This is a genomic window from Hyphomicrobium sp., assembly GCF_009026145.1.
In the GTDB taxonomy this organism is placed as follows: Bacteria; Pseudomonadota; Alphaproteobacteria; order Rhizobiales; family Hyphomicrobiaceae; genus Hyphomicrobium_A.
In genome coordinates this window covers 62,633-75,849 of record NZ_WBUE01000008.1, presented here as the reverse complement: position 1 = coordinate 75,849, position 13,217 = coordinate 62,633, and the positions used below count along the sequence as shown (strand labels likewise).

General features: G+C 64.1%; 14 protein-coding genes. 9 read left to right on the top strand and 5 right to left on the bottom strand.

Features of this window, described 5'->3' with window-relative positions:
- Positions 1–34 precede the first annotated feature (34 nt).
- The gene (locus F9K20_RS08795; RefSeq protein ID WP_291000077.1) at positions 35–946 is read right to left on the bottom strand and encodes a cation diffusion facilitator family transporter; all 912 of its coding nucleotides are present in this window, start codon (positions 944–946) and stop codon (positions 35–37) included.
- Between the two features lie 186 nt (positions 947–1,132).
- Here F9K20_RS08795 and F9K20_RS08790 point away from each other — a divergent pair, with 186 nt between their 5' ends.
- Positions 1,133–1,963, top strand: coding sequence for a metal-dependent hydrolase (locus F9K20_RS08790; protein WP_291000075.1), 831 nt, complete (start codon positions 1,133–1,135; stop codon positions 1,961–1,963).
- A gap of 21 nt (positions 1,964–1,984) precedes the next feature.
- Here F9K20_RS08790 and F9K20_RS08785 read toward each other — a convergent pair whose 3' ends face one another.
- From F9K20_RS08785 to F9K20_RS08770, 4 genes are all read right to left on the bottom strand, one after another.
- Positions 1,985–2,608, bottom strand: coding sequence for a TetR/AcrR family transcriptional regulator (locus tag F9K20_RS08785; protein ID WP_291000072.1), 624 nt, complete (start codon positions 2,606–2,608; stop codon positions 1,985–1,987).
- 188 nt (positions 2,609–2,796) lie between these two features.
- Positions 2,797–3,411: a pilus assembly protein gene (locus F9K20_RS08780; RefSeq protein WP_291000069.1), complete on the bottom strand. Its 615-nt coding sequence runs from the start codon at positions 3,409–3,411 to the stop codon at positions 2,797–2,799.
- Positions 3,412–3,431: 20 nt separating this feature from the next.
- Entirely contained in the window at positions 3,432–3,953 is a 522-nt protein-coding gene (locus tag F9K20_RS08775; RefSeq protein ID WP_291000066.1) for a TadE/TadG family type IV pilus assembly protein, read from the bottom strand.
- Between the two features lie 202 nt (positions 3,954–4,155).
- On the bottom strand, positions 4,156–4,584 hold the full coding sequence (locus tag F9K20_RS08770; RefSeq protein ID WP_291000063.1) for a pilus assembly protein N-terminal domain-containing protein: 429 nt from the start codon (positions 4,582–4,584) through the stop codon (positions 4,156–4,158).
- A gap of 580 nt (positions 4,585–5,164) precedes the next feature.
- Between F9K20_RS08770 and F9K20_RS08765 the strand changes: the two genes are divergently transcribed.
- The 8 genes from F9K20_RS08765 (at position 5,165) to F9K20_RS08730 (ending at position 13,179) form a co-directional block, all read left to right on the top strand.
- A complete protein-coding gene (locus F9K20_RS08765) occupies positions 5,165–5,329 on the top strand; it encodes a Flp family type IVb pilin (protein ID WP_291000061.1) in 165 nt (54 codons plus the stop codon).
- Between the two features lie 134 nt (positions 5,330–5,463).
- Positions 5,464–5,964 carry a prepilin peptidase gene (locus F9K20_RS08760; protein ID WP_291000058.1) on the top strand — a complete coding sequence of 167 codons (501 nt, stop codon included), beginning with the start codon at positions 5,464–5,466 and terminating at the stop codon, positions 5,962–5,964.
- A 118-nt stretch (positions 5,965–6,082) separates the two neighbouring features.
- A complete protein-coding gene (gene cpaB, locus F9K20_RS08755; RefSeq protein ID WP_291000055.1) occupies positions 6,083–6,883 on the top strand; it encodes a Flp pilus assembly protein CpaB in 801 nt (266 codons plus the stop codon).
- Between the two features lie 42 nt (positions 6,884–6,925).
- On the top strand, positions 6,926–8,596 hold the full coding sequence (locus F9K20_RS08750; protein ID WP_291000052.1) for a type II and III secretion system protein family protein: 1,671 nt from the start codon (positions 6,926–6,928) through the stop codon (positions 8,594–8,596).
- A gap of 21 nt (positions 8,597–8,617) precedes the next feature.
- The gene (locus F9K20_RS08745; protein ID WP_291000049.1) at positions 8,618–9,364 is read left to right on the top strand and encodes a CpaD family pilus assembly protein; all 747 of its coding nucleotides are present in this window, start codon (positions 8,618–8,620) and stop codon (positions 9,362–9,364) included.
- A gap of 31 nt (positions 9,365–9,395) precedes the next feature.
- Positions 9,396–10,709 (top strand): CtpF protein, encoded by a 1,314-nt coding sequence (locus tag F9K20_RS08740; protein WP_291000046.1) that lies wholly within the window; start codon positions 9,396–9,398, stop codon positions 10,707–10,709.
- A 9-nt stretch (positions 10,710–10,718) separates the two neighbouring features.
- On the top strand, positions 10,719–12,191 hold the full coding sequence (locus F9K20_RS08735; RefSeq protein ID WP_291000044.1) for a CpaF family protein: 1,473 nt from the start codon (positions 10,719–10,721) through the stop codon (positions 12,189–12,191).
- Positions 12,184–13,179, top strand: coding sequence for a type II secretion system F family protein (locus tag F9K20_RS08730; protein ID WP_291000041.1), 996 nt, complete (start codon positions 12,184–12,186; stop codon positions 13,177–13,179). The genes F9K20_RS08735 and F9K20_RS08730 overlap by 8 nt, the downstream gene beginning before the upstream one ends.
- The last annotated feature ends 38 nt before the right edge of the window (positions 13,180–13,217 follow it).

Below are 13,217 nucleotides of genomic sequence, written 5' to 3'. Positions count from 1 at the left end.
AGTTGGGCGCCGCCAGGGCAATCACGCGGCTTGCTTAAAGCTCGACGGCGCCCTTGCGCTTGGCTTTGTGCTCGGGCTCGACGTGAATGACGACGTCGGTGTTCTCCAGCTCCTTCTCGATCGCCTCCTCGAGACGGTCGCAGATATCGTGCGCCGATTTGACTGTCATCTCGCCGGGAACGACGAGGTGGAACTCGATGAAGGTCTGCGGGCCGGCGGTGCGCGTGCGGATATCGTGCGCCTGCAGGGCGCCCTCGCCATTGGCGCGGATCGCGTCCTTGATGCGGGCCTCGATCTCCGGCGAGGCTGCTTGGTCCATCAGCATGCTCATCGACTCGACGGCGAGATTGTAGCCGATGCGTAGAATGTTGATGGCGACCGCACCGGCGAGCAACGGGTCGAGGATGTTCCATCCCGTCAGCGTTGCCAGCACGAGGCCGATTAGGACGCCGACCGAGGTAACCACGTCGGTGAAGAGATGATGGCCGTCACCCTCGAGCGCCGGCGAGCTCCACGCCCGGCCGCGGCTGATCAGCACCCAGGCCCAGGCGGCATTGATTGCGGTGGCGAGCCCGTTGACCGCGAGGCCCGCGACCGGCTGGGTCAACGCGCGCGGCTCGGTGAAGGCTTGGTAGGCCTCGTGGAAGATGAGCATCGCCGCGACGATGATCAGCGCGCCCTCGAGCACGGCGGCAAAATACTCCGCCTTGTGGTGCCCGAACGGGTGCCCACGGTCGGGAGGCTGCGCGCCAATGCGAATGGCAATGAGCGCCGCAACGGCCGTCAGCACGTTGACGATACTCTCCATGGCGTCGGAGAACAGCGCCACGCTCCCCGTCATGAGGAAGGCGACGTACTTGATGCCCATCACCGCCACGGCGACGGCGATGCTGACTGCGGCGACGAGCTGATGCCGGTTGCGGCTGGGATCGAGGGGCGTCTTCATCAGGCGCCATTAAGCGGCTGCGCGGCCGCCGGCAAGGCCCTTGCGGCGCTGCGGCAATAATGCGTTCGGGCAACGCTTTTCCACACGCCAGGTATTCGCCTCACTCCCCTCGGGCCTGCGAATCTGATGGGGAGTGAGGCATGCGCGTCGCGGCGCGCCGGCCAGGAGAGGTGGAGGGCACGATCCATGGCGAACTTCCCCACGCACATTGTCGTCGGCACGGTGGTAGCAGGTTCGCTCGCCACGCTGACGCTGGCGGCAGACGTCATCGCGCCTGAAAACCTCGTCGCCGTCACCATGGCTGGCTCGCTCGGCTCGGTGCTTCCCGACATCGACTTGAAGGATTCGCGCCCCAGCCGCGCGCTGTTCGCCGGCCTCGCGGTCTTCTTCTCGTTCGCGCTCTTGTTCCATTTCGCGCCCCGCCTGTCGATCGCCGAAATGTGGATCCTGTGGCTCGCTACACTTCTGTTCGTGCGCTACGGCCTGCACACGGCGTTTCACCGGCTCACCAACCACCGCGGCGTGTGGCATTCGTGGATCGCCGGCCTCGCATCCGCGTTTGCGACCGTGATCATCTTCTACTACGTGTTCGACCGTCCCGACGGGGTCGCCTGGCTCGCCGGCGGCTTTTTGCTGATCGGCTTCCTGACGCATTTGATCCTCGACGAGATCTACTCGGTCGACGTGCTCGGCAATCATATCAAGAGGTCGTTCGGCACCGCGTTCAAGCCTTTCGACTGGCGCAACCCGGCCGGTTCGGCGCTCATGGCGGCCGCTGCCGTGGCGCTGCTGCTCATTACGCCTTCGATCACGACGTTCTACGACGGCATCACCTCGCGCCCGATGTGGGCGGCGCTGCATCAGCGCCTGCTGCCGCAGGACGCCTGGTTTGGCGTTATCATCGACCGCAGCCGGCTCGCCGCCAGGCCGGCACCCGCCGGCGAAGCCGTGCCGCAAACCACGGGATCTCTGCCAGCGGCAGGTATGGAGGAAGCCGCAAAGCCGGCAACGCCATAACGCGCTCCGGCTGCCGACAGATCAGCGGTGCGCCGCCGCCGCGCGGCAATGCTTCTGCAGCCCCTCGAGATAGGTCGAGACGAGGTCTTCGATCAGCGAGCGCCCCGCATGCGCGGTGATGCTGGAGAGCTTGTCCGCCGTCGACAGCGAGGTCATCCCGTGCACGCTCGCCCACAGCGTGCGTGCATGGCGCTTTTGCGAGGCCGGGTCGGTGTTGGTCAGCAATGGCGACAGCGCCCCCTCGAATGGCGCCAGCAGGTTTTCGACCTTCGCCTGATACCACTGCGGAACTTCGCGGCCGGCAGGCATGCGATGCTCGTTGAGCAGGTTCCAAAGCTTCGGTCGCTCTTGAGTGAACGCGAAGTAGGCGCTGACCAGGTGCCGCAGCCGTTCAGCGGGCGGTTCCGAATTGTCCGCCTTGGCCAGTCGCTCGGCCAGCTCGTCGAGCAGCCGCGCCTCGATGATGAGTAGAAGGTCGTCGAGGTTCTCAAACACGTTATAGAGCGTGCCGGGAGAATAGCCGACGCGCTTGGCGATCTCGCGCGCAGACAAGCCTTCCAGACCCGCCTGCTCGACGATAGCGGTCGTTGCCTCGATGATCAGCTCGCGGAGCTCATCGGGAGTATGTATGGAACGTCGGCCCATGTGCTGATCCGCACGATTAGTAGTTTGAAGACTGACGATTTGTCTACCTTATGCCGAGCCCGAGCCCGGGACAAAACGAATTTCAACAAATGATTATCTCGTCGCGCATTCGTCCGAGGCTTGCGCGAGGCGCGGCCGGGCAACACATCAGGCAACACATCAAACCACTAAGCTGGCGGCGGCGCCGCTCAGCAGGAATTCGTGCAGTTGTCCCCTTCCACATAGTCGACGCAGCTATTGCGCGGGCTGTGGTAGGACTTGTCGCTCCAGTCCATCGTATCGCTGAATCCGGGCACATAGCTACCGAATAGAGATTTGTATTTGTACTCGGCTTCAACCACGATGACACTACCGCCCTTGCCAACGAGGTTGGGCGGCAGGGCGTACGAGGTGCATTCGGCCGGCACGTCCATTCCGTTGTAGGAATACCTCCACACGACCTTCGTCTGGGAGGCGTCGGTGGTCGACGCTTGGACCGAGTAGATGCCGAGCTTCAGGGAGCTCGCATCGTACGGCTGCATGAGGTGCTTGATCGAATCCATCATGCTGTTGAGGTTGGCTGTCGCCCCGGAATCGGAGGTTCCGAGGAACTCCTCGCGGGCGACGAGATCGCCGGCCGTCGCGACCGCGGAGGTGAAATGCCGGTCGGTGTTGACCGCGCGGCCGATCTCGATCGTACCAAGCAGCATCAACAGCAAGAGGGGTGCGAGAATGCCGAACTCAATGGCCGCGCCGCCGTGCGCGTCGCGCCCGAAGCGCGTGCGAAATCCGGGAGACGCCGTGGGGCCACTTGCGCTGCGCATATGTTTCTCGACACGGTGCATCAATTGTAGGGCTCACTCTTGAATGCCGTGGCGGCCTGGATGATCGCCGGCCCCGATCCGTCGGTGCCGCTGCCCAACTTCAGAAACTTGAAGTTCTCTGCCATGTCCCACCGGTAGCAGAGGGTTACGAGGACGACCTGGCCCGCGGAGCCCGAATACTTGGAGACCTGCTCACCGGTGGTGCCGGTCGAGGCGGACATGTTGTTATCCTTGTCGAGGCAGGACTGCGGCTTCAGTTCGCCCCACGTATCCTCATGCTGCACGATGACGCTCATGTTGCCGCAATCGATGGCCACTCCGGCGCTCTGACAAACGAGATTGCGGAACTGTCCGACCGTCATGGCACCCTTTTCGGCCTCGCCGGTGCGGATCTTGCGGGCCGCCGCTTCGACCCCGTACTCGAGCGAGGTGCCGGCCAGGTAGTAGAGCCCCATGCCCAACAGGCCGAGGATGAAGAGCAGGAACGGCAAGGCGACGAGGGCGAATTCGATGGCCGCTGCGCCGCCGTCGTCATGCAGCAATCTGCGCGGCACAGAGCCGAGCCGGGGTGCGCGTTTGGAACGCGGAGTTAGAAGAAAACGCATACGGCTTCGTCTCGCGCGAACAACCGCGCAGACGTTATCTTTGCGCCCATGAATTAAATATTACTTCGTTCGCAATTGATCAGTATCGGTAATCAATCCGTTAACTGAAGTAGCTGCGTGGGTCAGCGCTCCGCTTGCTTCACTCTTGCGCTTGCGTGGCAGCCGCCGGGGCCGACGCGCCCGTCTTCGTTTGCGCCGCCTTGGTGACGTCGTCGAAGTACTTCGGATCGTCGCCGATGACAAGCGCCGGCGTGCATGTGGGCGCGCACGTATAGGTGCTGCGGAGCGACCCTCTATACACCGCCACCGTGCGGCGGTCGTCCTGATCGACGACCACCCGCTGGTCCTGGATGACATTGCGGTCGGCGTCGAGCGCGATGATGTTGGTGACCCCGAACGTCTTGCCGGTCACGACGAGGAGATTGCCGCCCTGGACCGTCACGTCGGCGATGGACGGATTGCCGATGATGACCTCGGCGACGGGCCTTGGCAGCCGCAGGAGCTGTGACTGGTCGTAGCGGACGACGAGGTCGGCGGCGTGCGCGGTCGCCAGGGGCGCGACGGCCAAGAGGCACGCCGCGGCAAAGGCGCTTGCTACTGCGCAACACCGAACTCGACCCGGAAACTGGACAGGGGACTGCATATGAGCGGGCATGCTGGAACGCGTCCTCGATGATTAAGCGGCATTACTTCAGGAAATGGTGAAGAAAGCGGAAATCGCCGTGCGGAGAATTCCATCCTGTGCCGTCGCGCAACGCTGCGGTAGCTGTCGCGCTGGTAGCTCGGCACTGCTCGGGCCTTCTCTTGTCGAGAACTACCAAGTTATATTCTGTGCTAGAAAGTATAGGCTGCGCCACTCAACAATGTCTCTGCCCGGAGAGTTGGGGGTGCGCCCCAGATTCAGCGCTGCGATCTGCTGGATGGCCGCAGAATACATTATGTTCTTCTGATGATGCTGTCTCGATTGCAACTTTGATCGATTCCTATCGATCAAAACAACCGATTGTTAGGAGAGATTTACGAGCAAATTAGTGCGTTTTACTTAGGTTTAAGAGGTGGAGGTTCATATAGGTCCAGTCCCGCAGCCACGGTCCAAACAGCCGAACTGTGGGCTCGCATATGCGACCAAAAAACTGGGAGATGCTGTCATGAAGACTTTCCTTGCTCGTTTCGCCCGGGATGAGTCCGGCGCAACGGCTATCGAATACGGCCTCATCGCCGCGCTTATCGGCGTCGCCATCGTCAGCGGCGCGAGTCTGCTCGGTAAGAATCTCGGCTTGCTGTTCAACAACATCGCCGGCAACCTCGATTAAGACGCGCGAAGCGCTCTGATTTGACATGGGGCCGTCCGGCGCGCGCACGTCGGGCGGTCCTAATCGGTTGAGTGTTTGGTCGCGTTGGCGGCTGGTGGGTCGGCGCTGGAAGTGGCGTTCTCTTGGAGATCGGCGTGGCAGCCTATCCTCTATTGTTCGTGTTCCCCTTCGTCATGCTCTACGCAGCGACGATGGACGTGCTGACGATGCGCATCTCCAACAGCGTCTCGATCGGCCTCGCCGCGGCGTTCTTTGTTGTGGCTCTGATCGCTGGATTGCCGGCGCAACAGATGCTGCTGCACGCGGCTGTCGGCGCCGTCGTGCTTCTCGCCAATATGCTGCTGTTTCAGCTGCGGCTCGTCGGTGGTGGCGATGCCAAGCTGCTGGCCGCCGCCGCGTTGTGGATTGGGTATGAGCAACTCATCCCGTTCGTCGTCTATGTGACGGTATTCGGGGGTGTTCTCGCCCTTCTCCTGTTGGCCTATCGGCGCGCGCCGGCCGGCGCGCTTCCGCTCCCGGAGTGGGCGAGCCGCCTGCACAACCGGGAGGAAGGCATGCCCTACGGTGTGGCCATCGCCGCAGGGGCGCTCGTCGTCTACCCGATGACCAGCCTGCCGGCTCTGCTGGCGGCATAGGCCAGGCGGAGCGCCGCCAAGGCCCAATCTGCAACGGCGATTAACGTTGCGTTGACGTTTGTCCGGCAGTGTCGATGAACAACATATTCGGGCTATCGGGTGAAAGGACCCGTCGGCTGTGAAGCGCGCACAACTGATCGGCATCACGATTGCAGGCGGGGCCGGCCTCCTCGCCTTCCTTCTCATGCGTTCGATCGTGAGCGGCCCTTCGGCGCCGACGCAGGTAGCCGTGCCGGTCAACGCCACCGAGGTGCTGGTCGCGCGCCGCGACATTCCGCTCGGCGAGGTCACCAAGGGCACGGATTTCCGCTGGCAGACGTGGCCGTCCGACGCCGTGACCCCCTCCTTCATCACGCAGGCCGATGGCGAGGCGGGCATGAAGATGGTTTCCGACGCGATCGCGCGCGCGCCGATGCTCGAAGGCGAGCCGGTGACGCGTCAAAAGCTGATCAAGCCCGGCCAGGGAGGCGTACTCGCCGCCATTCTGCCGAGCGGCATGCGTGCCATCTCGACGAAGATCAAAGAAGAGACGTCCGCCGGCCGCCTCATCCTGCCCAACGACCGCGTCGATGTCATCCTGACGCGTCGTGAGCGCACTCCCGGCGGGCAAGACGAGTACGTTTCCGACACGCTCTTCAACAACGTCCGCGTGCTCGCCATCGGCCAGGACATCGCCAACAAGGAGGGCGCGAAGTCGCCCGAGGGAAGCGCCAACACCGCCACCCTGGAGCTGACCCCGCGGCAAGCTGAGCTGCTGGCGCGCGCCAACTCCATGGGCGAGATCAGCCTGTCGCTGCGCAGCGTCGCCGACGGCGATCCGAAGGGCAAAGGGCCGACCGCGGCCATGAACGATCAACGCGGCACCACCGTGCGTGTTCTTCGTTACGGCGTGCCATCGCGTGCGTACGGCGTGAACTGAGTTGCGTCATTCAGTTTTCGGCTGTCGAAAAGGTAATCGATCATGCGAACGACCCTAAAATGGGCGCGCGCCAGCGTGGCTGCGGTGTTCTTCTTCGCGACTAGCGTCAGCGACATCATCGCGGCCGATATGAAGGGCCAGCCTGCCGGCCAGGCGGCCAACGACTCTGTGCTGCGCATCCCCGGCAATGCCGCGTTCCCGCTGTCGAAGCGGGTCGATCTGGGCGTCGGTCGCTCGCTTGTCGTGCAGTTTCCCATCCCGCTGAAGGACGTGCTGGTTTCGGACCCGGCGGTGCTCGATGCCGTCGTGCAGTCGTCTGATCGTGTGTTCCTCATCGCCAAGGGCACCGGGCAGACCAACGCGTTCTTCTTCGACGAGTACGGGCAGCAGATCCTCTCCCTCGAGGTCGCCATCGGCGCCGACCTGTCGGCGCTCGATCAATTGATCACGCGTCTCATCCCCGGCTCCAACGTGCGCAGCGAGATCGCCGGCCGCGCCATCGTGCTCACGGGGACGGTGCGCACGCCGGTCGATTCCAACCGCGCCGCGCAGATCGCCGCGCAGTTTGCCGCCGCCAACGCCGACGTCGCCAGCATCACCAATACGGGCCCGCAGGCGACGAGCAACACGACGTCGAGCAACACGACGAATATCGGCCGCCAGTCCAGCTATCAGGCGACGGCCGACGCCGGCGGCGGAAGCAACTCCGACGCCGCCGACGTCTATGGCGCCAAGCCGATCATCAACCTCCTCACCGTCGAGGGCGAGGAGCAGGTGATGCTGCGCGTGTCCGTCGCCGAGGTGCAGCGCACCACCCTCAAGCAGTTCGGCATCAACGTCGGCGCCCTGGTCAATTCGGGCAACTTCACCACCGCCGTCCTTTCCTCGAACGGGCTGCCGCTGACCGCCGCCGCCCTTGGCACGATGCCGACCCCCGGTATCGGAACGGCCGGCGATATCGCCGGGGCGCTGCAGTTCTTCAACCAGGGTCCGAGCACGGCGTTCGGCAACTCGGGCGTCGCGACCCTTTGGCAATCGGGCAACCAGGCGGTTGGCGGAGCGCTGCGGGCTTTGGAGCGCGACGGTCTGATCAAGACGCTCGCCGAGCCGAACCTCACGGCGGTCTCCGGCGAGCCGGCAAAGTTCCTCGCCGGTGGCGAGTATCCGGTTCCCGTGGTGGACAGCCTCGGCCAGGTGAGCGTCGTCTACAAGGAGTACGGCATCGGCCTTGCCTTTACCCCCGTCGTGCTCTCCGAGGGCCGTATCAGCCTGAAGATCGAGAGCGAGGTCAGCGAGCTCACCCTCGAGGGCGCCGTCGTTCTCTCCGGCATTCAGATCCCCGCTTTGAAGAAGCGCCAGGCCAACTCGACGGTCGAGCTCCCCTCGGGAGGCTCGATCGCCATCGCCGGCCTCTTGTCCGAGGACTCGCGGCGTAACATCGACGGCTTCCCCGGCCTGAAGGATCTGCCGATCCTCGGCACCCTGTTCCGCAGCAACGACTTTCAGCGGCACGAGACCGAGCTCGTCGTGATCGTCACGCCTTACATGGTGCGCCCGGTGGCGCGCCAGGAGCTCGCCCGGCCGCTCGACGGCCTCGGCGATCCGACCGATCGCAAAGCGAACTTCCTCGGCCACATCAATCGCATCTACGGCGGAGGACGGCCCGCTCCCGTCGGCGATCTCAAGGGTGACTACGGATTCATCGTGGAATAGCGGATGGGCTGGAGACGTGTCATGACTGCCAGGAATGCGATGCGCACTTGCGGCACCCGCGGCGCCCGATCGCTGGCCTCGAGGCTGATCGTCGCCTCCGGTGTCGCGCTCGCCTTGGCGGGCTGCAAGACCACCGACGATCCGACCCGCGTCGCCGGTTGGACGCTGATCGACTCTTCGCAGCGCCATCCGATCCTCGTTTCGCAGGAGCCGACGACCCACCTCATCCGCGTCCGCAGCGGCTCCAACGGGCTGAGCGCCTCGCAGCGCGCGCAACTGGTGGCCTTCATCAATCATTACCGAGCCACCGATTCCGGCAACAGCCGCCTCGTCGTGACCGTCCCGAGCGGGGCCGCCAACGAGGTGGCGGCGATGTATGCGGTCGGTGAGGTCCGCTCGCTGCTGAACGAGCATGGCTTTGACCAGGCCTCGATCTCGGTCGAAGCCTATAGCGCCGAAGGCGCCGGGGATCCGCCCATTCGCGTGTCCTACCTGCGCTACGTCGCCGAGCCGCCGCAGTGCGGGGACTGGTCGGCCAATCTCGCCTACGACCCGATGAACCTGCCTTATCCGAACCTCGGTTGCTCGCAGCAGCGCAACCTGGCCGTCATGGTCGCCAACCCCGCCGACCTGCTCGGCCCGCGCAGCGAGACGGCGCGTTCGGGCGAGCGGCGCGACCAGGTTTGGGGCAAGTACATCACGGGCCAGCCGACCGGTGCGCGCAAGAGTGTCGACGAGCGCGTCAACAGAGACAACAGCTCCAACTAACGTTCCAGGTCCAGCCAAGGTCGCCGACGTCATGTCCAATCAAGCCAAGCCCATTTCGAGCCCGGAGGAAGTCGTCGGCGTCGGCGCGCCGCTGGCCGAGCTCGAAGGCGGCTTCGCCGAGCCCGCCGCCGCCCGCGCGCGGCCGATCCCGCGCATCTCGATTCAGGCGTTCTGCGAAAACGGTGCAACGGCCGAGATCATTCAGATCGCGGCTGAGGACCGTCGCCTGGCCAAGGCGCACGTCAGCGTGCACATGGGAGGCGTCGAGGCCGCCGTCACGCACTACCAGCAGAACCCGACGCCCAACCTCATCATCATCGAGTGCGGCCTGCCGCGCGATCATCTCCTCGCCGAGCTCGACCGTCTGGCCGAGAACTGCGACCCGGGCACCAAGGTGCTGATCGTCGGTCAAGCGAACGACGTGATGCTCTACCGTGAGCTCTTGAAGCGCGGCGTGAGCGAATACCTCGTCGAGCCCGTGGCGCCGCTGCAGCTCATGGAGGCGGTCTCGAATCTCTACAACAATCCGGAGACCGAGCCCGTAGGCCACGTTTACGCATTCATCGGCGCCAAGGGCGGCGTCGGCTCCTCGACCATCTGTCACAACGCTTCCTGGTCGCTGTCGGAGATCCTCAAAGTCGACGTGGTGATCGCCGACCTCGACCTCGCTTTCGGCACCACCGGACTCGATTTCAACCAGGATCCGATGCAGGGGATCGCCGATGCTCTGTCCAGTCCGGATCGCCTCGACGAGGTGCTGCTCGACCGGCTGCTGACCAAGTGCTCCGAGCATCTGTCGATTTTCGCGGCGCCGGTCGTCCTCGACCGCGACTACGACATTTCGGTCGAGGGTTGCGACCGGGTCATCGACGTCGTGCGCCAGAACGTGCCCTACGTCGCCGTCGACCTGCCGCACACATGGACGCCGTGGGTCAAGAGCGTGCTGCTGCAAGCAGACGAGGTGATCATCACCGCCGCGCCGGACCTCGCCAATCTGCGCAACGCGAAGAACATCGTCGACCTGCTGCAGCAGACGCGCCGCAACGATAGCAAACCGCGCCTGGTCATGAACATGGTCAACATGCCCAAGCGGCCGGAGATCAGTGTCAAGGAATTCGAGTCGGCGATTGGCCTCAAGGCCATCAGCGTCATCGACTTCGACAGCGAGACATTCGGGCAGGCCGCCAACAACGGGCAGATGATCGAAGAACTCAGCGCCAAGGCGCGGTCGGCCGCTGCCTTTCGCGACATCGCATTGGCGATGAGCAATCGGCGCGACACCCAGGCGGTCAAGAAGTCTTCGGGATTGGTCCCGTTTCTCGAGAAGTTGAAGCTCAAGCGTTAGGAAACGTAGATGTTCGGTAAGCGTACCAGTGACGCCGCTCCTGCCCGCCGCGTTCCCCAGCCAGCGGCAGCACCGGCCGCGTCGGCGCCGCTCCTCAACGAGCCGAGGTTGCCGTCGGCAAAGCCGCCCGCTCCGCCCATCGTTGCGCCCGAGCCGCAGCGGCGTCACTCCGAAGAATACTACGACGTCAAGACGACGGTCTTTAATGCCCTTATCGACACCATCGATCTGACGCAGCTCGCCAAGCTGGACGTCGCCTCGGCGCGCGAGGAAATTCGCGACATCGTCAGCGAGATCATCCAGATCAAGAACGTCGTGATGTCCATCGCGGAGCAGGAGGAGCTGCTCGAGGACATCTGCAACGACGTGCTGGGCTACGGTCCCCTCGAGCCGCTGCTGGCGCGCGACGACATCGCCGACATCATGGTCAACGGCGCCAACACGACCTACATCGAGGTGGGCGGCAAGGTGCAGCGCACGGGGGTGCGCTTCGCCGACAATCTGCAGCTCATGAATATCTGTCAGCGCATCGTGAGCCAGGTGGGCCGCCGCGTCGACGAATCGAGCCCGATCTGCGACGCGCGCCTTCCCGACGGATCGCGCGTCAACGTCATTGCGCCGCCGCTGGCGATCGACGGTCCGGCGCTCACCATCCGCAAGTTCAAGCGCGATCGCCTCAATCTCGATCAGCTGTGCAAACTCGGAACCATCTCGCCGGACGGCAAGACGATCCTCGATATCATCGGCCGCGTGCGCTGCAACGTGTTGATCTCCGGCGGCACCGGCTCCGGCAAGACGACGCTACTCAACTGCCTCACCGGCTCGATCGAGCACGACGAGCGCATCATCACTTGCGAGGACTCTGCCGAGCTGCAGCTGCAGCAGCCGCATGTCGTGCGCCTCGAGACGCGCCCGCCCAACCTCGAGGGCGAGGGCGAGGTCAAGATGCGCGATCTGGTCAGGAACTGTCTGCGTATGCGTCCCGAGCGGATCATCGTCGGCGAGGTACGTGGCCCCGAAGCCTTCGACCTGTTGCAGGCGATGAACACCGGCCACGACGGCTCCATGGGCACGCTTCACTCCAACTCGCCGCGCGAAGCGATCAGCCGTCTGGAATCGATGATCATGATGGGCGGCTATCAGCTCCCGGTGCGCACCATCCGCGAGATGATCACCGGCTCCGTCGATGTCATCGTGCAGGTCGCACGTCTGCGCGACGGTTCGCGCAAGGTGACCCACGTCACCGAGGTGCTGGGCATGGAAGGCGACGTCGTCACGCTGCAGAACCTCATCCTGTTCGACATCACGGGCGAAGACTCGCAAGGCCGCATTCTCGGCCGCCACCGCTCCACCGGCATCGCGCGCCCGCGCTTCTGGGATCGCGCCGTCTACTTCGGTCAGGAAGTGAAGCTCGCCGAGGCGCTGGCCTCCTCCGAGGTGCTCGACGAGAACGGCAATCCGCTCGGAGACACCAATGTCTGAGGCGAATCTGGTCTCCTTCGGTGCGGCGATGCTCGTGGCGCTGGCGGTGGGGGCGCTGGCCTATGCGTTTCTCTACCCGTACTTCTCCGGCGAGCGCGAAAAGGAATCGCGTTTCAAGGGCGTACTGGAAGCCAAGCGCGACACGCTGAGCCAGCTCGAGCAGGTGGCGTCGCGGCGCAAATCGGTCGCCGACACGCTGAAGGACATGGAGAACCGCCAAAGGGCGGCGGAGCGGATCTCGCTGCGCCTGCGCCTGGAACGCGCCGGCCTCAACATAACGCCGAGGACCTACTGGTTGGCCAGCCTCGTCTGCGGAGCCGTTCTCGCCGCCGTCGTCATGTTCACCTTGCCGGCGAGCGCCACGCGCATGTTCCTGACCTTAGTAATCGGGCTCATTGGCGTGTTCGGCGTCCCTCGCTGGTTCGTCAACAAGGTCACGACCCGGCGGCAATTGAAGTTCACCGCCGAGCTACCGAATGCGATCGATATCGTGGTGCGCGGCATGAAGTCCGGCCTGCCGCTGAACGAATGCTTGGCCATCATTGCGCGCGAGAGCGAGGAGCCGCTTGCCAGCGAGTTCCGCGAGGTGATCGAGCAGCAGCGGGTCGGCATATCGCTGGGTGAGGCGCTCGAGCGATTGACGCAACGCATGCCGCTGCCCGAGGTCAAGTTCCTGTCGATCGTCGTCGCCATTCAGCAGCAGGCCGGTGGCAACCTTTCGGAAGCGCTGGGCAACCTCTCGACGGTGCTGCGCGACCGCTTCCGGTTGAAGATGAAGGTCAGGGCGCTCAGCGCGGAGGCCAAGGCCTCGGCGATGGTGCTCGCCTCGTTGCCGCCGATCGTGACATTCATGCTGTACTTATCGGCCTCCGAGTACATCTCGATCCTATTTAAGACGCGCACCGGCAACTTCGCACTGTTGTTCTGCGGTCTGTGGATGCTGATGGGCGTGCTGGTGATGCGCAAGATGATCAACTTCAAATTCTGAGTGGTGCAGGCGCGCGCTCGACCGCCAATTCAAGGTTC

Coding starts and splice junctions, on each gene's coding strand:
- F9K20_RS08730 (WP_291000041.1), top strand. CDS start 12,184: ATGTCTGAGGCGAATCTGGTCTCCTTCGGTGCGGCGATGCTCGTGGCG.
- F9K20_RS08735 (WP_291000044.1), top strand. CDS start 10,719: ATGTTCGGTAAGCGTACCAGTGACGCCGCTCCTGCCCGCCGCGTTCCC.
- F9K20_RS08780 (WP_291000069.1), bottom strand. CDS start 3,411: ATGCGCAGCGCAAGTGGCCCCACGGCGTCTCCCGGATTTCGCACGCGC.
- F9K20_RS08740 (WP_291000046.1), top strand. CDS start 9,396: ATGTCCAATCAAGCCAAGCCCATTTCGAGCCCGGAGGAAGTCGTCGGC.
- F9K20_RS08765 (WP_291000061.1), top strand. CDS start 5,165: ATGAAGACTTTCCTTGCTCGTTTCGCCCGGGATGAGTCCGGCGCAACG.
- F9K20_RS08745 (WP_291000049.1), top strand. CDS start 8,618: ATGACTGCCAGGAATGCGATGCGCACTTGCGGCACCCGCGGCGCCCGA.
- F9K20_RS08785 (WP_291000072.1), bottom strand. CDS start 2,608: ATGGGCCGACGTTCCATACATACTCCCGATGAGCTCCGCGAGCTGATC.
- F9K20_RS08790 (WP_291000075.1), top strand. CDS start 1,133: ATGGCGAACTTCCCCACGCACATTGTCGTCGGCACGGTGGTAGCAGGT.
- F9K20_RS08795 (WP_291000077.1), bottom strand. CDS start 946: ATGAAGACGCCCCTCGATCCCAGCCGCAACCGGCATCAGCTCGTCGCC.
- F9K20_RS08750 (WP_291000052.1), top strand. CDS start 6,926: ATGCGAACGACCCTAAAATGGGCGCGCGCCAGCGTGGCTGCGGTGTTC.